This is a genomic window from Mesorhizobium ventifaucium, assembly GCF_935822925.1.
GTDB classification, from domain to species: domain Bacteria; phylum Pseudomonadota; class Alphaproteobacteria; order Rhizobiales; family Rhizobiaceae; genus Mesorhizobium; species Mesorhizobium ventifaucium.
The window spans coordinates 54,694-75,293 of the sequence record NZ_CAKXZS010000002.1 but is presented as its reverse complement, the minus strand read 5'-3'; the positions used below and the strand labels follow the sequence as shown (position 1 = coordinate 75,293).

At 63.0% G+C, this 20,600-nt stretch carries 20 protein-coding genes; 15 read left to right on the top strand and 5 right to left on the bottom strand.

Translation table 11 applies throughout. From position 1 onward, the window contains the following. Positions 1–310 precede the first annotated feature (310 nt). The 4 genes from NMG70_RS01560 to NMG70_RS01545 all read right to left on the bottom strand — a co-directional run bounded on the left by NMG70_RS01560 (position 311) and on the right by NMG70_RS01545 (position 4,111). Complete coding sequence (locus NMG70_RS01560) at positions 311–1,585, bottom strand: RNA polymerase sigma factor (protein ID WP_254022897.1); 1,275 nt, start codon at positions 1,583–1,585, stop codon at positions 311–313. Between the two features lie 31 nt (positions 1,586–1,616). Then, a complete protein-coding gene (locus NMG70_RS01555) occupies positions 1,617–1,967 on the bottom strand; it encodes a YciI family protein (RefSeq protein WP_027156019.1) in 351 nt (116 codons plus the stop codon). A 642-nt stretch (positions 1,968–2,609) separates the two neighbouring features. Beyond that, positions 2,610–3,251, bottom strand: coding sequence for a peroxiredoxin-like family protein (locus NMG70_RS01550; protein ID WP_254022956.1), 642 nt, complete (start codon positions 3,249–3,251; stop codon positions 2,610–2,612). 446 nt (positions 3,252–3,697) lie between these two features. Continuing rightward, positions 3,698–4,111: a hemin receptor gene (locus tag NMG70_RS01545; RefSeq protein ID WP_254022896.1), complete on the bottom strand. Its 414-nt coding sequence runs from the start codon at positions 4,109–4,111 to the stop codon at positions 3,698–3,700. Positions 4,112–4,622: 511 nt separating this feature from the next. Here NMG70_RS01545 and ruvC point away from each other — a divergent pair. The 6 genes from ruvC (at position 4,623) to NMG70_RS01515 (ending at position 8,776) form a co-directional block, all read left to right on the top strand. Then, entirely contained in the window at positions 4,623–5,132 is a 510-nt protein-coding gene (ruvC, locus tag NMG70_RS01540; protein ID WP_254022895.1) for a crossover junction endodeoxyribonuclease RuvC, read from the top strand. Positions 5,133–5,293: 161 nt separating this feature from the next. Next, positions 5,294–5,563 carry an AbrB/MazE/SpoVT family DNA-binding domain-containing protein gene (locus tag NMG70_RS01535; RefSeq protein ID WP_254022894.1) on the top strand — a complete coding sequence of 90 codons (270 nt, stop codon included), beginning with the start codon at positions 5,294–5,296 and terminating at the stop codon, positions 5,561–5,563. Continuing rightward, entirely contained in the window at positions 5,541–5,960 is a 420-nt protein-coding gene (locus NMG70_RS01530) for a type II toxin-antitoxin system VapC family toxin (protein WP_254022893.1), read from the top strand. Before NMG70_RS01535 ends, NMG70_RS01530 begins: the two co-directional genes overlap by 23 nt. A 79-nt stretch (positions 5,961–6,039) precedes the next feature. Then, complete coding sequence (gene ruvA / locus NMG70_RS01525) at positions 6,040–6,660, top strand: Holliday junction branch migration protein RuvA (RefSeq protein ID WP_254022892.1); 621 nt, start codon at positions 6,040–6,042, stop codon at positions 6,658–6,660. 43 nt (positions 6,661–6,703) lie between these two features. Further along, positions 6,704–7,741 (top strand): Holliday junction branch migration DNA helicase RuvB, encoded by a 1,038-nt coding sequence (ruvB, locus tag NMG70_RS01520; RefSeq protein WP_027152903.1) that lies wholly within the window; start codon positions 6,704–6,706, stop codon positions 7,739–7,741. A 120-nt stretch (positions 7,742–7,861) separates the two neighbouring features. Further along, on the top strand, positions 7,862–8,776 hold the full coding sequence (locus NMG70_RS01515; protein WP_254022891.1) for a metallophosphoesterase: 915 nt from the start codon (positions 7,862–7,864) through the stop codon (positions 8,774–8,776). Here the strand turns inward: NMG70_RS01515 and NMG70_RS01510 are convergent. Further along, complete coding sequence (locus NMG70_RS01510) at positions 8,770–10,020, bottom strand: glycoside hydrolase family 5 protein (RefSeq protein WP_254022890.1); 1,251 nt, start codon at positions 10,018–10,020, stop codon at positions 8,770–8,772. The two genes, NMG70_RS01515 and NMG70_RS01510, sit on opposite strands and share 7 nt — an antisense overlap. 132 nt (positions 10,021–10,152) lie before the next feature. Here NMG70_RS01510 and ybgC point away from each other — a divergent pair, with 132 nt between their 5' ends. The 9 genes from ybgC (at position 10,153) to ftsH (ending at position 20,210) form a co-directional block, all read left to right on the top strand. Continuing rightward, positions 10,153–10,626 (top strand): tol-pal system-associated acyl-CoA thioesterase, encoded by a 474-nt coding sequence (ybgC, locus tag NMG70_RS01505; protein WP_254022889.1) that lies wholly within the window; start codon positions 10,153–10,155, stop codon positions 10,624–10,626. A gap of 292 nt (positions 10,627–10,918) precedes the next feature. Next, the gene (gene tolQ, locus NMG70_RS01500; RefSeq protein WP_023799988.1) at positions 10,919–11,629 is read left to right on the top strand and encodes a protein TolQ; all 711 of its coding nucleotides are present in this window, start codon (positions 10,919–10,921) and stop codon (positions 11,627–11,629) included. Positions 11,630–11,638: 9 nt separating this feature from the next. Further along, positions 11,639–12,097 carry a protein TolR gene (tolR, locus tag NMG70_RS01495; protein ID WP_254022888.1) on the top strand — a complete coding sequence of 153 codons (459 nt, stop codon included), beginning with the start codon at positions 11,639–11,641 and terminating at the stop codon, positions 12,095–12,097. 7 nt (positions 12,098–12,104) lie between these two features. Beyond that, a complete protein-coding gene (tolA, locus tag NMG70_RS01490) occupies positions 12,105–13,262 on the top strand; it encodes a cell envelope integrity protein TolA (protein ID WP_254022887.1) in 1,158 nt (385 codons plus the stop codon). 70 nt (positions 13,263–13,332) lie between these two features. After that, a complete protein-coding gene (gene tolB, locus NMG70_RS01485) occupies positions 13,333–14,616 on the top strand; it encodes a Tol-Pal system beta propeller repeat protein TolB (protein ID WP_236369090.1) in 1,284 nt (427 codons plus the stop codon). A gap of 290 nt (positions 14,617–14,906) precedes the next feature. Continuing rightward, the gene (pal, locus tag NMG70_RS01480; protein ID WP_027152911.1) at positions 14,907–15,413 is read left to right on the top strand and encodes a peptidoglycan-associated lipoprotein Pal; all 507 of its coding nucleotides are present in this window, start codon (positions 14,907–14,909) and stop codon (positions 15,411–15,413) included. 203 nt (positions 15,414–15,616) lie between these two features. Continuing rightward, a complete protein-coding gene (ybgF, locus tag NMG70_RS01475) occupies positions 15,617–16,702 on the top strand; it encodes a tol-pal system protein YbgF (protein WP_254022886.1) in 1,086 nt (361 codons plus the stop codon). 49 nt (positions 16,703–16,751) lie between these two features. After that, positions 16,752–18,158, top strand: a complete 1,407-nt coding sequence (tilS, locus tag NMG70_RS01470) for a tRNA lysidine(34) synthetase TilS (RefSeq protein ID WP_254022885.1) — start codon at positions 16,752–16,754, stop codon at positions 18,156–18,158. Between the two features lie 123 nt (positions 18,159–18,281). Then, complete coding sequence (gene ftsH / locus NMG70_RS01465; protein ID WP_023799979.1) at positions 18,282–20,210, top strand: ATP-dependent zinc metalloprotease FtsH; 1,929 nt, start codon at positions 18,282–18,284, stop codon at positions 20,208–20,210. The last annotated feature ends 390 nt before the right edge of the window (positions 20,211–20,600 follow it).

Below are 20,600 nucleotides of genomic sequence, written 5' to 3'. Positions count from 1 at the left end.
AATGGGGCCCGACAGCGGACTGGCAGCTTCAGGCTGCGGATCTTCAAGAGCGGACATTCATGTCGGCGTGGGCATCGTCGTGAGCTGACCTAGTCGGACATTCCAGGCTCAAATTTTCTCCCGGATAGCGACCTTGAGCGGAACTCACCGCTTTGACCCTAAGCTGCCGTTTCACGGAACCACCTTGGGACTTCGGCTCGGTGGGACAGCGGACGTTCAGCCACATCCACGTCAGACCTTGCATAGGGAAATGACAAAAGCCCCGGAAGCGGTCGATCCGGGGTCGACCATGTCCTTGTCTGATCAGGGACTATGATGCCATCGCTGCGTCGGCCGCCTCGGCGGCGCGCCGTCTCAGCAGGTCATGTTCCCGCCTGTTGCCCGCCAGCGCCGCGGCCGCTTCGAACGCGGCGCGCGCCTCCTCGTAACGGCCGAGCTTGTGGAGTAGGTCGCCGCGAACGCTCGGCAGCAGGTGATAGCCTTTGAGCGCCGGCTCGCGCGCAAGGCGGTCCACGATCACCAGTGCCGCTTCTGGGCCCTCGGCCATGCCGACGGCAACCGCGTGGTTGAGGTCGATGATTGGCGAGCGCACGACAGCCGCCAGTTCCGAATAAAGTCCGGCGATGCGCGACCAGTCGGTATCGCCCGCCGTCCTCGCCTGGGCGTGGCAGGCGATAATCGTCGCCTGGAGGACGTAAATGCCGCCGGCTCCGCCTAATTCGCGTGCTCGCCCGAGCGCCTGCATCCCGCGCCGGATTTGGAGCTGGTCCCAGAGTGCGCGGTTCTGGTCCAGCATGAGGATTGGCTCGCCCCCTGCATCAGTACGCGCCGCCGTGCGCGAGGCGTTCAGCTCCATCAGAGCGAGCAGTCCATGGGCTTCGGGCTCGTGCGGCACGATGGAGGTGAGCACGCGGCCCATGCGAAGCGCTTCATTGCAGAGCCGGGGGCGCAGCCAGTCCTCGCCGCGCGCCGCGGTGTAGCCTTCGTTGAAGATGAGGTAGACGACCTCCAGCACCGAGGAGAGCCGCTTTGAGAGCTCCTCGCCGCTTGGGGTCTCGTAGGCCAGCCCCGATTCCGAAAGGGTCCGCTTCGCGCGCACGATGCGCTGGGCGATTGTCGCCTCCGGCAGCAGGAAGGCCCTGGCGATCTCCTCGGTTGTCAGGCCGCAGATCATCCGCAGTGCCAGCGCCGCGCGCGCCTCGTGCGACAGTCGCGGGTGACAGGCGGTGAAGATGAGCCGAAGCAGTTCATCGCCTATGTCGTCGTCCAGGGCCGAGTCGAGGTCGGGCATGGCCTGCTGCGCCTCCTCCATGTCCCAGGCGATAATGTCGTGCTTGCGCTCGAGCATCCGGCTGCGGCGCAGATGATCCAGGGCCCGGCGCTTGGCGGTCGCCATCAGCCACGCGCCGGGTTTTTCGGGAACGCCTGTGGCGGGCCACCGCTCAAGGGCGGCCAGCAGGGCTTCCTGCGTCAAATCCTCGGCCAACGGCACATCGCGCAGCATCCTCGCCAGACTGGTGATCAGCCGGGGCTGCTCGATCCGCCATACGGCGAGGATCGTGCGATGGGCGTCGGCGACCGTCATGGCCGCCGACCACGTCTGCAGGAACGTCGCCTCAAGGGCCGGCAAACGCACGGACCTCGCACGTGCCCTCCCAATCCGGCATGAAATCCTTGTGGAGCTGCATGAACTCGACCGCCGATGCCACAGCCTCTTCCTTGTTCCGGAACTCCATGATCGCGTAGCCCCCGATGACCTCCTTCGCCTCGACGAACGGGCCATCGATGACGCTGAGCTTCCCATCGGCGATGCGCACCTGCGCGCCCATCGCGACCGGCGTGAGCCCGCCCATGTCGACCATGCGGCCGGCCTTGATTTCCCGGTCGGCGAGCTTGTTCATCGCCTCGATGAGTTCCGCCGTTGGCGGTCCGGCGTGGGCGGAAGTGACGAACGACATGAAGCGCATTTGAGAACTCCTCCTGAGGCGAGCCGCGGACGTGATGACCGCTGAACAGTCTCGCTAATAAGTCGACGAACCAGTCCCCGGCGGATCGACATGCGCTTTGAATAAAATCACGCCCGGGCTCTAAAGACGATGGGAGAGTGAACAGGTCCGATTGACCAGCCCCATCTAACGCCGACAACTCGTCCAGCGTCGTGAGTTGCGTTGCCGTGTCAATTTTGGCGGCTAGGAGGCTGCTTGCGCATTCTTGAGGGGCAGTGGTTCTAACTTCCGCTAAGAGGTCAACTCCCGCCGTTGGACTTGTGTCAACTGAATGGCCGGTTCTGGCGCAATCGAGGCGACCCGTGCTTTTAACCGCTCTGCACGCGGAAGAAGCCGTTGGAGGACTAGGTTGGGTGGAAACTTGCCGTATGCGCGCCTGTCGGAACGACGTGATTGCGGCAAGGAGCGGACGTCGCCCCGCCTATGCGGCTTGCTCACTCTAGCGTCGGGGCGGTCCGCAGACCGTTGAATCGAAATCGCTACGAAGCCCACGGGCAGACCTTAGCCTCCTGCGCTGAGCATTTCGATGATTGTTAAATCCAAAGAATCACCACAGGACGGTGGCCGTCGAGCGAGTTTTCAGCAGCCCATTTCCGCAGCCTATTAATGTGCAACTTGGGAAGCTGCCGACATCAATTCCTCGGGATTCAGCGCTCTGAAGGTGTTGAGGCCATCCTCCAGAACTTCAGTGAAGTTCCAGCGTACGATGCCCGCCCGGTCGATTAGGAACTGACCGACAAGCTGCGCCTGGCTGGAAGCCATCGCCTGCTGATCGACTTCCGTAATCTCATATCCTTCCTTCTTGTTAAGAAATTCATTCATTGCCATGACGTCCATAGGCTCGGGCAACTCGCCCGGGAGATGGAACGGTATCGCCATGACCGTGTCCATCCCGACCTCGCGCAAGCCGAAAGCACGGTGCGAGGCTCGCTCCGGGTCGGATGCGGCGAGAAGATCGGGTGCCGGGTGGTAACGGAAATAGAGCCGCGCCCGCTCGACCGGCGTATTGACCACAGCCAGGCATTCGACGCCTTTCTCACGCAGGGCCGGCTTGAGTTGCGCCATCGCCGCGACATGGCGCCGGCAGAACGGACAGTGCAGGCCTCGGAACAAACCGATCAACAACGGGCTACGGCCTCGAAAATCATCGAGCGCGATCTTGCCTTCGCGTGAGATCGCATTGAGCACAACATTCGGTGCCCGGTCGCCCGGCTGCAGCGGGCGGTCAGCACTACTCGTGGACATGGACAACCTCCTCGCCCCGGGGTCAGTCAGGGAAAGCAGCACACCCAGCGTTTCGGAGGCGATCAAGTGCTGGGGCGAAAGCTTCCTGTGCCAAGGCAATAGCTTTCGACCTCTGCCATATTGCCGAGGTCGAGATTACGCGCGTTGCAAGCCCATCATAACACGAAAAAGCATCTGCGGGTGCCGCCAAATGTGGTGAATTACCTTACGCGAGCGCACTCCCGAATGCTCTTGCGCTGAAGGTCAGGTTCCCGACCTCGATTTGGAGGTTCAAGTCTGCAACGCCCAAGGTCGTCAACGGGTCGGTTTCGGACGATAAGCGAAGGTCCGCTCCCGAAAAGCGTCGGGAATGTCTGGAAATGGCGCAATCGAGGCGACCCGTGCTTTTAACCGCTCTGCACGCGGAAGAAGCCGTTGGAGGACTAGGTTGGGTGGGAAGCGGCCGTTCAATCTGTTCTGGAAGATGTTCGGGACGCAGCATGTGCAATGAACACTTCAATATCCACCTTTGGGTAGCCGAGAAGAGTGCCTTCTAGCCTCGCTAAATCATTCGACGTAAAAACGTCGAAGGCTTGTCCGCTGCGGCACATTCGGGAGATGAGCAGGCAGAGTTTGCAGCGCCATTCCTCTGTTGGCAGGCAGTAGCAGCGTTCTTCTACAGAGGTTGCAGGATCAAGGTGAGAGAACTTGAGAAGATAGCCTTCAGCGACATAGGGCTGGAAATGCGCGTCACCAATATCTTCGGCGTCCATACCGGGTTCCGCTGCGAACAAAGCCATCGGCTTCTCGCCCCGAAGCATAATTTCCAATTCGCGGCCATTATGTGACCCAATACCCGGCGGGGGCGTGCGTTTTGACATGAAAGCGTCTCCAAATCCTCTGGTGACCGCATCGTCGCAAGAAACACTTTGCAATCCGCTAAGGTCCGCAAAGGGTCGGTTTCGGACGATAAGCGAAGGTCCGCTCCCGAAAAGCGTCGGGAATGTCTGGAAATGGCGCTACCACGACCCTCAGCGTGGTCGGTTGGAATGGCGGCTTTCAGGAAGCGGCAATGCTGATCTCAACGGCGGACATCAGGCGCAAAGCCGCCACACGGTTAGCGTCTCACGAAGATCGCCTTTGGGTCAAAAGTACCCAACCCGGCGGCTGATATATGCTATTCTGACGGACACCTGCCGCGGTTTCCTCGGCTTCCGATGCTCACGGACCCAAATGTCCGCTCCGCTCCGGTTCTCGAAACCACCACTATATGACTCGCCGGAGCGACTTTCGAAACGGTCTTGTAGAGCCTCTCCTGGACGTAGCCAGAGCCTGTTTCTGGTTTGTTCACATTTCGCTGGCATCGCTGTCCGCCACGGGTAGACTTGGCGGATGGGGGAAACGATTCGCATCATCGGCATCGATCCGGGGCTGAGGCGCACCGGCTGGGGCATCGTCGAGAGCCTCGGCAACTCGCTGCGCTTCGTCGCCTCCGGCACCGTGCGTTCCGACGACAAGGCGGCCCTGGCGACGCGGCTTTGCCAGTTGCATGACGGGCTCGCCGAGATCCTGCATGCCACCATGCCGCACGAGGCGGCGGTCGAGCAGACCTTCGTCAACAAGGATGCGGCCGCGACGCTGAAGCTCGGCCAGGCGCGCGGCATCGCCATGCTGGTGCCGGCGCTGGCCGGCCTGGTCGTCGCCGAATATGCCCCCAACGCCGTCAAGAAGGCGGTGATCGGCGTCGGTCATGGCGACAAGAAGCAGATCCACATGATGGTCAAGGTGTTGATGCCGATGGCGACGTTCGACACCGACGATGCCGCCGACGCGCTGGCCATTGCCATCTGCCACGCGCATCACCGGCAGAGTGTTGTCTACAGGTTGGCAGCGTTGGGCTAGAGCGACGTGCGTCCATTTGGACGCATAAAGTACGCTCTAGCACTTTGATTCTACGCATCGTGCTTTTACGAAAATCGATTCCGATTTTCGCGCCGATGCTATAAGTTTGTTCTTGACTTGTTCTCGGGAGCTACAGTAAGTAATACCTGTGAGGTATTACCATGCGGGTGACAACCAAGGGACAGGTGACGATCCCGAAAGAGATACGGGATCGCCTGGGTATCGGCCCAGGCTCGGAGGTGGAGTTCTTGCCTACCGAGGACGGCGTCCGCGTGGTTGCGGTCAACGAGAACATTTCCGAAGAAGAGGCCTCTCGCAAATTCAGCCAACTGCTCGATCATATGGCCGGTACGTTGGACTTGGGAGGCATGACGACGGACGAGTATATGGAGTGGCTGAGGGGTCCACGTGAAGATCTCGACATTGATTGACACAAATGTCCTGATTGACGTTTGGGGTCCCGCCGGACGGGATACGAAGTGGTCGGCGTCGGCGATGACCCAATGCCGGCGCGATGGCGCACTCGTTATCAACACAATCGTCTGGTCCGAATTGGCGCCGCTGATAGCGACTGAGCCCGCCCTTCGTAAGGCAGTCGAGACGCTCAAGATGGATCGCGAACTCTTGCCTTGGGAAGCGGCATTCCTTGCCGGCGTCACGCATTCCCGCTATCGCCGCGCAGGCGGTCTCCGCGAACGAACGCTGCCGGATTTCTTTATTGGAGCCCACGCCGTCGTTGCTGGACATCGTTTGCTGACACGCGATGCCGCGCGCTATCGCAACTATTTCCCGGACCTCGACATCATCTCTCCCGAAACCTATCCATGAGGGCGCCCTTATCCATGAACGCTTTGTATCCATGAGAGTCTTGTATCCATGAGAGCTTTGGCATGATCGGCAAGCTGATATGATCGGCAAGCTCAGGGGCACGCTGGACGAGATCGACGAGGATTTCTGCATCATCGACGTGCACGGCGTCGGCTATGTCGCCCACTGCTCGACGCGCACGCTGGCCGCCTTGCCGGCCCCCGGCGAGGCGGTGGTGCTGTTCATCGAGACCTATGTGCGCGAGGACATGTTGAGGCTGTACGGTTTCCAGTCGGTGCTGGAGCGCGAGTGGTTCCGGCTGTTGATGAGCAACGTGCAGGGCGTCGGCGCCAAGGTGGCGCTGGCCATTTTATCGACGCTGGCACCGGCCGAACTCGCCAATGCCATCGCGCTGCGAGATATTGCCATGGTCAGCCGCGCGCCCGGCGTCGGCAAGAAGGTGGCCGAGCGCATCGTCACCGAACTGAAGAACAAGGCGCCGGCGTTTGCGGGCGCTGCCTCGGGCACCATCGGCCTGAAGCAGGAGCTTGGCGACGGCGTCGCGCCGGCGCCGATCACCGACGCCGTCTCGGCGCTGGTCAATCTCGGCTATTCGCGCGATACCGCCGCCAATGCTGTGGCGGCGGCGCTGAAAAGCGCCGGCGAGGACGCGGATGCGTCGAAGCTGATCCGCTTCGGGCTGAAGGAACTGGCGCGGTGAAACTGCGCTTGTCCCGTTCTCTGCCCTGTGCAAGGAAGGCGGCATGAGCCTTTCGCCACGCCTCATTGCTCCCGACAAGCGCGGCGAAGATGCCGAGCAGACCTTGCGGCCGCAGACGCTCGGCGACTTCGTCGGCCAAGCGGCGGTGCGGGCCAATCTCAAAGTATTCATCGAGGCGGCCAAGGGCCGCAGCGAGGCGCTCGACCATGTGCTGTTCGTCGGCCCGCCCGGCCTCGGCAAGACGACGCTGGCGCAGATCATGGCACGCGAGCTCGGCGTCAATTTCCGCTCGACCTCCGGTCCGGTCATCGCCAAGGCCGGCGATCTCGCAGCACTGCTCACCAATCTCGAAGACCGCGATGTGCTGTTCATCGACGAGATCCACCGGCTCAACCCGGCGGTCGAGGAAATCCTCTATCCGGCGATGGAGGATTTCCAACTCGATCTGATCATCGGCGAAGGGCCGGCGGCGCGCTCGGTCAAGATCGATCTTGCCCGCTTCACCCTGGTCGCCGCCACCACCCGGCTCGGCCTTTTGACCAATCCGCTGCGCGACCGCTTCGGCATTCCGGTCCGCCTCAATTTCTACTCGGTCGAGGAACTGGAGCAGATCGTGCGCCGCGGCGCCCGCATTCTTGCCATGCCGCTCGGCGACGATGGCGCGCTGGAGATCGCGCGGCGCGCGCGCGGCACGCCGCGCATCGCCGGCCGGCTGTTGCGCCGCGTGCGCGATTTTGCCTCCGTCGCCGGCGACGGTCACGTCGACCGCCAGATCGCCGACGAGGCGCTGACGCGGCTCGAGGTCGATGCGCTCGGCCTCGACGCGCTCGACCGCCGCTATCTCTCGATGATCGCGCGGAATTTTGGCGGCGGGCCGGTTGGCATCGAGACCATCGCGGCAGGGCTTTCCGAGCCGCGCGACGCCATCGAGGACATCATCGAGCCCTATCTGATCCAGCAGGGTTTTATTCAGCGCACACCGCGCGGCCGCGTGCTGACCGCCAATGCCTGGCGGCATCTCGGCCTCGATGCGCCGAAGGACCTGGCGCAGCAGCAGATCAGCCTGTTCCAGGAAGAGTAGCCGCGCGGCCGTCATCCCTGCGCAAAATCTCCTCATCTTGGTCAGCTTGCCGGCGCATTTGCCGGCTCTAACGCTCCGAGCTGTGGGGACCGTCGGTTCCACGAACGACGGAGCTGAGCGATGATCACCAGACGCGGCTTCCTGCGCCTCATCGGCGGTTCCTTCCTATCTGCCGTGTCGCTCAGTGCTTATGCGGTTGGCCTCGAGCCGATGTTGCTGACGCATGTAAAGCGCTATTCACTGACGCCGCCAAACTGGCCTGCAGGATTGCGGCTTCGCGTCGTCGCTCTCGCCGATATTCATGCCTGCCGGCCATGGATGACGCCGGAGCGGATCAGGTCGCTTGCCGAACGGGCGAACGCCCTGCAACCGGATCTGATTGTCCTGCTTGGCGACTATGCAGCCGGCACACGCCTGGTTACGGACTGGGTGGCTGGCTCCGAATGGGCGCCGGCCTTGTCAGGACTGAAGGCGCCGCTCGGCGTGTGGTCAATCCTTGGCAATCACGACTGGTGGGAGGACCTTTCCGCGCAGAAGGCCGGGTTGGGGCCGACGGTGGCGCGCCGGGCGCTCGAGAGCGCCGGCATACCGGTCCTGGAAAACGATGCGGTGCGCCTGGAAAAAGACGGGCATGGCTTCTGGGTCGCCGGACTTGCCGACCAACTTGCGCTGCGGCCGGGCAAGGCCTGGGGCCGCAGCAGGTTCAAAGGACTGGACGACCTGCACGGCACGCTGGCAAAGGTGAGCGACAAGGCTCCCGTTATCCTGCTCGCACATGAGCCGGACATATTCCCGAAGGTCCCGTCACGGGTATCGTTGACGCTTTCAGGTCATACCCATGGCGGACAGGTGCGGTTGCTCGGCTATTCTCCGGTCGTGCCATCCCGCTTCGGCAACCGTTTTGCGTACGGCCATGTCGTGGAGGAGAACCGCAACCTGATCGTCTCCGGGGGTCTCGGCTTCAGCATCCTGCCGGTGCGTTTCGGGATGCGCCCAGAGATTCTTTCGATCGAACTGGGGCCAGCGCTTCAATGAAGTGACCTGATCGCATTCATCACATCGGGCTCGGCCTTGTCGCCAGCAAACGCATCGACGATGCCGAAGGCGCCGCCATAGCTCCAGACCGACCAAGAGAAGCCATGGGCTTCGGCGCGCGCGATCATGTCCCTGACATAAGCGGCACGGTATTCGGCCGGCATCACATAGGCATTGCCATATTCCTGGCGGATCATGCCGAATTCGCCAAGCATGATATTCTCCGGCCTGATGCCGTTGGCCTTGGCCCAGCCCTGGACCCTGGTGAACGGTGCATCCATCGTCTCGCGCAGCTTCTCATCCGTGTCCAGGCTGGTGATCTGCTCGTCGAGATAGGCAAGCAGGCCGCTCTGGCGCGCCCACGGCGCCTCGGCCTTGATCCTTGCGCGGATCGTATCGAGCGCCGCCTCCAGCTGGGCGCGCGGGACGGCGCTGAGCGGATAGGGCAGGCCGGTGACATAGGGGATGAAGTCGCCGGCCCAGGTCGCGCCCTGATGGGTCAGCAGGAATGGCTCGTAGGAGTGAAAGGTCCAGATGATGTTGTCGTCGGCGATCGCCTTTGGATCGATCTTTGCCAGCGATGCCGCACTGGAATAGCAGGCGCCGGTCAGGATCAGGGTGAGCTTGGTGGCCGACGAACGCGCCGCCGCGAACAGTTTCTGCTGGCGCTCCGGCCACAGGTCGGCGCCGTCGGCGTCGCAGTCGACGACCGGCTCGTTCATCGGCTCGAAAGCGACCTGGCGCGGATCCTCATCGGCCAGCGTGCGCGCCATCTTGCGCACCATTTCGACATAGGCGTCGAACATTTGTGGATCGTCCATCACCTCGCCCATGCCGATCTTGCGGCTGCTGCCGCTGGGGATCAGATGCATGTCCACGATTACTTTCAGTCCGGCACGGTTGATCGTGCGCACCGAGCCCAGCACGCTGGCATAGAGTTCGTCGCGCAGTGCCAGCGTCTCGCCGGACAGGAACGGCGACGGATCGACCGGCATGCGCAGGAAATCGAAGCCGGCGCTCTTCAGCGCCTTGAGGTCGTCGTCGTTGAGGAATTTGCGCCATTCCGGATAGGGCAGGATTGCCCGCCGGTCGCCCCATTTGTCCTCGCCCGGCCATGTCGTCCATTGGTCGAGATTGAGGCCGCGCTTCATCGAAAAGCTCGCCGCCTGGCCTGGCAGCACCAGCGCGGCCAGCACAACCAGCGCCGCTATTGAGGTCTTGATCATCGCCGTCAACAGTGCCATCGGGTTCATGCGCCAAGTTAATGCGTGTCGCTCAAAACTGTGCAGCGGTCTTGCGACGACGACGCGCCGGAAACAACCACCTGAAGCGCGTCGCGCTTCAGGTGCCCGATCAGGCCCAAAAAGGAAAGCGCGATGGACGATCATGGTGAATCGGCGGCGCTCTGCGCCGGGCTTTCCGGCGCGCTGACGGAATTCGGCCACCGGCTGATGGCGCGGGTCTATTATGCCGACACCGATTTCTCCGGCGTCGTCTATCACGCGCGCTATCTCGAATTCTTCGAGCGCGGCCGTTCCGATTATCTCAGGCTTGCCGGCGTCCACCACACCGAGCTTGCCGACGGCAAGCATGGCGAAAGAATAATCTGGGTGGTGCGGCGCATGGAAATCGACTTTCGCGGCTCCGCCCGCATGGACGACATCCTGACCATCGAGACGCGCACCGAGGACATTTCGGGCGCCCGCATCATCATGGCGCAGCAGCTGAAGCGCGGCGGCGAGGTGCTGGTCGAGGCGCGGGTCGAGGCGGCGATCATCGGCGAGAACGGCCGGCCAAGGCGCTTTCCGAAGGAATGGATCGCAGCCTTCATGCCCAACACAAATCGATAGTTCAAATCGGTAAGTTGCCGACCCCAATGATCGGCTGACGATGCCAGGCGGCTCGCCCAGGGCGCGGCAATGCGCCGCGCTGTCCGTCCTAACCCATCCTTAACCATAACGGTTCATGAAGAGAGTGGTGAAGATTGGAGGAATCCAGCGCCTTCCTTTCACCAAGATTTGCCCTGAAAAGGCCGCCAACGGTGCATTTTGGGGTTATTCCGCAAGCGTTGCGCGAACGGACTACAAGGGATGCCTATGGGCCAGCCGCCAGCCGTGCCCGAAAATTCTTAAGGACGTAACCATGGAAAATATCGCACTCGCCGAACCGGGCGCGCATTTGTCGATTTGGGCGCTGTTCACGCAGGCCGGTTGGGTGGTCAAGCTGGTCATGATCGGGCTGCTCTGCGCCTCGATCTGGACCTGGGCGATCATCGTCGACAAGCTCGTCGCCTATGGCCGCATGCGGCTCGCGCTCAATCGCTTCGAACAGGTGTTCTGGTCCGGGCAGTCGCTGGAAGAGCTCTACCGCACGCTCGCCGACCGCAAGACGTCAGGCATGGGCGCCATTTTCGTCGCCGCCATGCGCGAATGGAAGAAGAGCTTCGAGAAGGGGGCGAAATCGCCGCTTGGCCTGCAGACCCGCATCGACAAGGCGATGGACCTGGCGCTGACCCGCGAAATGGAAAAACTGGAAGGGCGGCTTGGCTTTCTCGCCACCACCGGCTCGGCGGCGCCCTTCATCGGCCTGTTCGGCACCGTGATCGGCATCATGACCTCGTTCCAGGCGATCGCCGCATCCAAGAATACCAGCCTGTCGGTGGTCGCACCCGGCATTGCCGAGGCGCTGCTGGCCACGGCAATAGGCCTGCTCGCGGCTATCCCCGCGGTCATCGCCTACAACAAGCTGTCGTCGGACGCGAGCAAGATCGCCGTGCGCATGGAAGGGTTCGCGGACGAGTTCTCCGCCATACTCTCGCGCCAAATCGATGAAAAAGTCGCGCAGAAGACCTGAGGAACAATCATGGGAATGTCTGTAGGCGCGGGTGGCGGAGGACGCGGTGGTCGCGGCCACAGGCGGCGCGGCCGCCATCATGCGATGATATCGGAAATCAACGTCACGCCGATGGTCGACGTGATGCTGGTGCTGTTGATCATCTTCATGGTCGCCGCACCCTTGCTGACGGTCGGCGTGCCGATCGACCTGCCGGAGACGAAGGCCAAGGCGATGAACGCCGATACCCAGCCGATCACGATTACGATCGACGGCACGGGCAAGATTTTCCTGCAGGAAACCGAAATTCCGCAGGAAGAGCTGGTCGCCAAGCTGCAGGCGATTTCCAAGACCGGCTACGAAGAGCGCCTCTTCATCCGCGGCGACAGGACCACCAACTATGGCGCCGCGATGGAAGTGATGGGTCTCATACAGGACGCCGGCTACAAGAACATCGGGCTGCTTTCACTGCCGAAACAGGATCAGTAGACGCTAGATGAGAACCGGCCTCACCACATCGGTGATCTTGCATGCGGTCGCGATCGGCTTCGGCCTGTTCACGCTGTCGGCGCCGGCGGCGTTGCCGGCGTCCGATGCCGAGTCGCTGGCGGTCGAAATCGTGCCGATGGAGGCGATCGCACAGACACAGAAAGGCGATAAGAAAGCTGCGGTGAGCGAAAAGCCGGCGCCACTGCCGACCCAGCGCCCGGACATCGTGGCCGATGCGCAGACGGTCGGCGACAACAGCGTCGATACCGACAAGCCGCCGACGCCGGATCCCAAGCCACAGCCAGTCGATAAGGCTGAGGCGCCGCCGCCCGCGCCGACGCCGAAGGAAAAGCCGAAGCCCGAGGACGTGCCGAAACCGAAGGAGCAGCCGAAGCCTGTCCCGGCGACGGAGGTCGCACCGGTGCCGCAGCCGAAGGAAGAGGTCAAGCCCGAGCCGGTCAAGCAGGCGGAGCCAAAACCGACACCGGCCAAGGAGCCGGCGCCGACGCCGCCGCAGGACAAGACCGCCGCCATCGACCCGAAGCCTGAGGTCAAGCCGGATGCCGTCGCCGAAGCGATTGCCAAGGAGCCGCCAACCGAGGAGACGCAGCTTCCGGACTCTGCGCCCGCCCCGCAGGCGCGGCCGAAGCCGCAGCCGGCCCAGGCCGAAAGCGCCAAGGCGCCGGAGCGCAAGGACGCCGACAAGCCGGTGAAGGAAGCCTCGTCCAGGCCGAAATCGGAAGACAAGCAGTTCAACGCCGACGAGATTTCGGCGCTGCTCGACAAGCGCAAGCCATCCGGCGGCGGCGCCAAGCGCTCGACCCAGCAGGCGTCGCTCGGCGGCGACAAGAATCAGGGCCAGAAGCTCTCGAGATCGGAACAGGGTGCGTTGGAGGCCCAGCTTGGCGGTTGCTGGACCCTGCCGGTAGGGCTCGAGGGTTCGGAGAATTTCATCGTTGTAGTTCGGTTCAACCTCGACGCCTCCGGCAAGCTGGACGGACGGCCATCTGTCGAACAGTCGAGCGGAAACCGCCCGTTCGACGAAAGTGCCGTGCGCGCTGTTCAGAAATGCGATGTGGCCGGCCTGCAGGTTCCCGCAGGCAAACAAGACATCTGGGCCGATGTCCGGGTCACGTTCGATCCGAGGGAGATGCTGGGCTTATGAGCCTGGCGTCGCCCGTAGAAACATTGAAGAGAAGCGAGAAGATATGAAATCCATCCTCAAGCCGCTCCTGATGATCGTAGCGATGGCGCTGGGCATGACTGCCGCCGCCACCTTGCCGGCGCGGGCGCTCGTTGAGCTCAACGTCAACAAAGGCAATGTCGAACCGCTGCCGATCGCCATCACCGATTTCCAGGGCGGCGATGCGTTGGGCGCGGAGATTTCCGGCATCGTCAGCGCAGACCTGAAACGCTCTGGCCTGTTCGCGCCGATCGACAAGAGCGCCTTCATCGAAAAGATCTCCAACCCCGATGCCACGCCCCGCTTCGAGGACTGGAAGGTGATCAACGCCCAGGCGCTGGTCACCGGCAGCGTCAGCAAGGAGGCAGATGGCCGCGTCCGCGCCCAGTACCGGTTGTGGGACACCTTTGCCGGCCAGCAGATGTCCGGCGAGCAGTTCTTCGCCAACGACGCCAACACCAGGCGCGTCGCCCACATCATCGCCGACGCCATCTATGAGCGGCTGACCGGCGAGAAGGGCTATTTCGACACGCGCGTCGTCTTCATCGACGAATCGGGCGCAAAGAACGCGCGCAAGAAGCGCCTCGCCATCATGGACCAGGACGGCGCCAATATCCGCTATCTGTCGGACGGCAGGTCGATCGTGCTGACTCCGCGTTTCTCGCCAAACCGGCAGGAAATCACCTACATGTCCTACGAAAGCGGCCAGCCGAAGGTCTATCTGCTGCAGATCGAGACCGGGCAGCGCGAACTGGTCGGCGACTTTCCCGGCATGACCTTTGCGCCGCGCTTCTCGCCCGACGGCCAGAAGGTGATCATGAGCCTGCTGCGCGAAGACGGCAATTCCAATATCTTCGCCATGGATTTGAGAAGCCGCTCGACGACCAGGCTCACCAACTCGACGGCCATCGACACCTCGCCGTCCTATTCACCGGATGGCAGCAAGGTGGTGTTCACCTCCGACCGCGGCGGTCGCGCGCAGATCTATGTGATGGGCGCCGACGGTTCGGGCCAGACCCGCATCTCCTTCGGCGACGGCGTCTATTCGACGCCGGTATGGTCGCCGCGCGGCGATCTCATCGCCTTCACCAAGCAGACTGCCGGCGAGTTCCAGATCGGCGTCATGCGCGTCGACGGTTCGGGCGAGCGCATCCTTTCAACCGGCTTCCAGCAGGAGGGGCCGACCTGGGCGCCCAACGGCCGGGTGCTGATGTTCTTCCGCGATTCGGCCGGCGGCCCGAAACTCGTTTCAGTCGATCTCACCGGCCGCAACGAACAGTCGATCCCGACCGCGAATTTCGCGTCGGACCCGGCCTGGTCGCCGCTGCTCGAGTGAGGGGAATCGGAGAAATTCGAGAAATGAAGAATTTAAGAGAAGAAGAAAACGGGATTCCTCAATTCTTCAATTCGCTCTTTCCACGGCTTGGTCGCGTTTCAGCCGCATTTCCGCCTACGGTCCGCGCGCATTGTTGCCCCTCTGGGGGCCACCTCTGGTGGGACTTCTGGCAAAACGGCTGCGGACGGCAGCCGAAACCAAATTTTAACCGTGTTTCTTGAACGCCGGTTAACCCAAACGTGGTTACTGGACGATCAACGAAATCACTCGAATTGCGAAGGAGAGGCGGCATGGGTCGTATCGCAGCACTTACCAGAAACCCGGCGATGATCGCGCTGGTGGCGTTGCTCGCCATCGCCGGTTGCGCCTCGAAGAAGAACCTGAACAGCGCCGCCGATCTCGGTCTCAGCGGTGCCGGGGCGGCAACGCCCGGATCGGCCCAGGATTTTACCGTCAACATCGGCGACCGCATCTTCTTCGACACAGATTCGTCCTCGATCCGCGCCGACGCGCAGACGACGCTTTCGCGCCAGGCGCAATGGCTGAACCAGTACAGGCAGTATGCCATCGTCATCGAAGGCCATGCCGACGAGCGCGGCACGCGTGAATACAATCTGGCACTCGGCGCCCGCCGCGCCGCCGCCACCCGCGACTTCCTCGTCGCCAGGGGTGTTTCCGCCCAGCGCCTGAAGACCATTTCCTACGGCAAGGAGCGTCCGGTTGCGGTTTGCGACGACATCTCCTGCTGGTCGCAGAACCGCCGCGCCGTCACCACGATCAGCGGTGCCGGTTCCTGATCGGCAATTTTCCGATCGGCAGAAATGCAACACCTACGTGCGAAAGGCGGCTGCGGCCGCCTTTTTCATGTCCGGTGCCCGGATGGTGGGACTTGAAACAAAATTTGGCCGAAGTCCTGCGTCCTTGGTAAGAACCGAGGCGCCTGACGGTCCACTCCGATCGGAAGGCATGCAACAGGCAAACAATCCACTGCGAGAGGCACATGCATTTCAGATCGGTCTTGGGCGGCACGCTTGCGCTGCTGCTCGTATCAAGCGTCGCTGCCCCGGCAGTAGGCAATGAGCAAGGCACGGAAAAGAGCGGTTTTTCCTTCCGCCTGCCGACGCTCGGCATTTTCGGTGAAAAGCCGGGCATTTTCGGTGAGAAAAAGAAACCGGATCAGGTGCAATATGCACAGGATGGCACCGGCTCTACGGCGCTGCAGGAACAGCTCCGGCAAATGAACGGCAAGATCGAGGAGCTCAACTTCCAGGTGCTGCAGATGCAGGAGCAGATCCGCAAACAGCAGGAAGACAACGAGTTCCGCTTCCAGCAGCTGGAGGGCGGCTCGCAAGGCGCGCAGCAGCCACGCGAGCAGAAGAAGTCGGACGCCACCAACACCGACAGCAGCGTCGCCGAGGCTCCGGCGACGCATGCGCCGGCCGATGCGGGCACACCGCCCGCCGGCGGCCAGGAGGTCATCGTCGAATCACCGACAGGCGAACCCGGCGCGGTGATCCCGGGCACGCCGCCGAAGACGTTCGGCACCATCACGGTCGACAAGAACGGCAACGTGATCGACGCAGACGGCAAGACGCAGGCACATGCACCGGCACAGAACACCGCCCCCGCCCCCAGCGACCCGGCCGCTGGCACGCAGGCCGGCAAGTCCGACGATACGGTGGTCGCGGCGCTGCCCGCCACCGACGACCCGGAGGAGCTTTACCGCAATTCCTATCAGTTCATCCTGTCGGGCGACTACGGCACTGCCGAACAGGGTTTTCGCGACCACATCGCCCGCTTCCCCAAGGACGCCAAGACGGCGGACGCGCATTACTGGCTGGGTGAGTCGCTGCTCGGCCAGCAGAAGTACCGCGACGCGGCCGAGACTTTCCTCGCCGCCAGCAAGGATTATCCGAAAGCCAAGAAGGCTCCCGACATGCTGCTGAAGCTCGGTGTGTCGCTGGTCGGATTGAACCAGCGCGACGTGGCCTGCGCCACTTTCGGCGAGATCGGCAAGCGCTACCCCAACGTTTCCGGGGCGCTCAAGGAACGCGTCAAGCAGGAAAGGGCGCTCGCGGCGTGTTAGTTTTTCTCTTGCATGTCGTTGCCCCGGGGCGACTTTTGGGCGACATGCTTTGACGCCCGATACCGAGCCTGACCGTTCGGTTTTTTCGCAAATCGACTTTACCAGCGGCGCTGTTGCGGCCGTGTCCGGCGGCAGCGACTCGACCGCCCTTCTCCTTCTCCTCAAAGATCACCTCGACCGTACCGCGCCGGCAACGAAATTGTTGGCGGTGACGATCGATCACGGCCTGCGGCCGGGCTCGGCAGCGGAAGCGCAAGCCGTGGCCAGGCTTTGCGCCGGGCGCGGCATTGCCCACCGCACCCTGGTCTGGTCCGGGCGCAAGCCGTCGACCGGCCTGCCGGCTGCCGCGCGGGAGGCACGCTACCGGCTGCTGGCCGACGCGTCGCAGGCGGAAGGTATCGGCCTTATCCTGACCGGCCACACAGCCGACGACCAGGCCGAGACCGTGCTGATGCGGCAAGCACGCAGCCATAGGGTACGCGACGATGGGCGAGGTCTGGCCGGCATGGCGCCGGCCACCCTCTATGACTGGCGAATCTGGATCGCACGACCGCTTCTCGGCACACGGCGTGCTGCGCTGCGCGAAGTCCTGCGGCGCGCGAATGTCGGCTGGGCCGAAGACCCGACCAATGAAGACGAAGCTTTCGAGAGGCCGCGCATCCGCGCAGCGCTTGCCGACCGCAATGGTGCGCAGCGTGTGGAGGACGCGTTGGCGCTCGCCACGCGGGCTGCGGTGGAGCGCGAACAGCTTGGCCATCACGCCGCCGCGCTGATCCGTGGCTTTGCCAGCAGGCCCGCCGCCGGCCTTGTCCGTCTCGATCCGGGCTTTGTGACGGCCGGCGAGGCGGCGGCGGCCGTCTACGCGCTCCGCGTCCTGCTGGCGACTGTCGGCGGCGTTGCCTTTCTGCCCGACCAGGCTCGCAGCGAGGCGCTGCTCAACCGGCTGAGGCCCGGACCACCTGGCACAACCCCATTTTTGGCTGCCCCGTTTTGCGCTACTTTGTCGCGGACGGTGGTCGATGCACAGCGTGCCGGCATCTTCCTGCGCCGCGAAACCCGCAACCTGCCGCCCGCTGCTCCTGCTTTGGACAATGCCCTCTGGGACGGCCGCCGGAGGATCACATTGGGCGACAAACCGGGTGAATTTTTGATCGCGCCGCTCGGCGCGGCTGGTGCCGCAAGACTGGCGATCGCCGAAAACGGCACGCCGCCAAGCCTTGTCCGCGCGGCTCTGGCGGCCGAGCCGGTGCTGTGGCGCACAAGCGAACATCCCGGCGAATGCTCTAGTTCGTCGCAGGACAGCCCGGACTTGCCGGGAATGGCGGTAGGCCCGGTCGTCGCGCCCTTTGCCCGCTTCCTGCCGTCCTTCGACCTGGCGCCGGCTGGAACCGTCGCCGCGCTGATCTCCGCGCCGCGACTTCCTGCCCCGCCTTTCGGCGGCCACACTGCCGGTTGATCATGGGCGAAAGCTTAACCGCGACATGCTGTTCTGCTTGGCAATGAAGGGCGCCATCCCTATGTTAGACCCAAGTTTCCTCTCACGACGCGTGTCCGCTGGCGGACACCAACGGGACAATTGATGAATCCGAATTATCGCAATCTCGCGCTCTGGGCGATCATAGCGGTCCTGCTCATCGCTCTCTTCAATCTGTTCCAGACGCCGCAGACGCGCGGAGCAGCGAGTGACGTCCCCTATTCGCAGTTCCTGCAGGACGTCGCGGCCGGCCGGGTCAAGACGGTGACGATCGCGGGCGCCCGCATCTCGGGCACCTATACCGACACCTCTACCGGCTTCCAGACCTATTCGCCGGGTGATCCGTCGCTGGTTTCGAGACTCCAGGACAAGAACGTCACCATCAACGCGCGTCCCGAATCCGACGGTTCCAATTCGCTGTTCAGCTATCTCATCTCCTGGCTGCCGATGATCCTCATCCTTGGCGTCTGGATATTCTTCATGCGCCAAATGCAGTCCGGCTCCGGTCGCGCCATGGGCTTCGGCAAGTCGAAGGCCAAGCTTTTGACCGAAGCGCATGGCCGCGTCACCTTCCAGGACGTCGCCGGCGTCGATGAAGCCAAGCAAGATCTGGAAGAGATTGTCGAATTCCTGCGCGATCCGCAGAAGTTCCAGCGGCTTGGCGGCAAGATTCCGCGCGGCGTGCTGCTCGTCGGCCCTCCCGGGACCGGCAAGACGCTGCTTGCCCGTTCGGTCGCCGGTGAGGCCAACGTGCCGTTCTTCACCATTTCCGGCTCGGACTTTGTCGAGATGTTCGTCGGCGTTGGCGCCAGCCGCGTCCGCGACATGTTCGACCAGGCCAAGAAGAATGCGCCCTGCATCATCTTCATCGACGAAATCGACGCGGTCGGCCGCCATCGCGGCGCCGGCCTCGGCGGCGGCAACGACGAGCGCGAGCAGACGCTGAACCAGTTGCTGGTCGAAATGGACGGCTTCGAATCCAACGAAAGCATCATCCTGATCGCCGCCACCAACCGGCCGGACGTGCTCGATCCGGCGCTGCTCAGGCCCGGCCGTTTCGACCGCCAGGTGGTGGTGCCGAACCCAGACATCGTCGGCCGCGAGAAGATCCTGAAGGTGCATGTGCGCAACGTGCCGCTGGCCCCCAATGTCGACCTCAAGGTGATCGCGCGCGGCACGCCGGGCTTTTCAGGCGCCGACCTGATGAACCTCGTCAACGAATCCGCGCTGATGGCGGCGCGGCGTAACAAACGCCTTGTCACCATGGCCGAGTTCGAGGACGCCAAGGACAAGATCATGATGGGCGCCGAGCGCCGCTCGTCGGCGATGACCCAGGCCGAGAAGGAACTCACCGCCTATCACGAGGCCGGCCACGCCATCTTGGCGCTGAACGTGCCGTCGGCCGATCCGCTGCACAAGGCGACCATCATCCCGCGCGGCCGGGCGCTTGGCATGGTCATGCAGTTGCCGGAAGGCGACCGCTATTCGATGAGCTACAAATACATGATCTCGCGGCTTGCCATCATGATGGGTGGCCGCGTCGCCGAGGAGTTCAAGTTCGGCAAGGAGAACATCACTTCGGGCGCCTCCTCGGACATCGAGCAGGCAACCAAGCTGGCGCGCGCCATGGTCACGCGCTGGGGTTTTTCCGACAAGCTTGGCCACGTCGCCTATGGCGACAACCAGGAGGAAGTGTTCCTCGGCCACTCGGTGGCGCGCACGCAGAACGTCTCGGAAGAGACGGCGCAGATCATCGACGCCGAAGTGCGCCGGCTGATCGACGAGGCCTATTCCACGGCGAAATCCATCCTGACCAAGAAGAAGAAGGAATGGATCGCGCTGGCGCAGGGACTTTTGGAATATGAGACGCTGTCCGGCGACGAGATCAAGCAGCTGATCGCCGGCCACAAGCCGGCCCGCGATCTCGGCGACGACACGCCGCCGAGCCGCGGCTCGGCCGTGCCGAAGTCCGGCAGCCGCCGCAAGAAGGGTCCGGAACCCGAAGGCGGCATGGAGCCTCAGCCTTCAAGCTAGGGTCCGGCTGAGGAGAACGATTTCGAAAACGCCGCGGTGTTGACCGCGGCGTTTTCTGTTCAGGAGGTGCCCGACGGCCGATCACGGCGCGAGAGCTTTCACCCCACATCGCATCCGCTCCCATAACTGGATTCGGCAAATGTTGAGTTACAGGGGCGCTGTCCTCTGTCCTGCCGACCTCTCAAGGTCTGGGTTCCTCTCCCCCGCAAAGCGGGGAGAGGAACCCAAGCTGGAATGATGCCGCGATCCTTCCCCTTGTCCTGCCAATCTCCCGTCAAAGGCGAGATTGGCAGTGGCTTCGCCAGTTGTGTACGTCAAGTTCCGCAAAAAATGGCGTGGCATTCAGCGGTGACGTTGGCGTGTCCGCCGCCACCGGCCGACAAAAAGGCC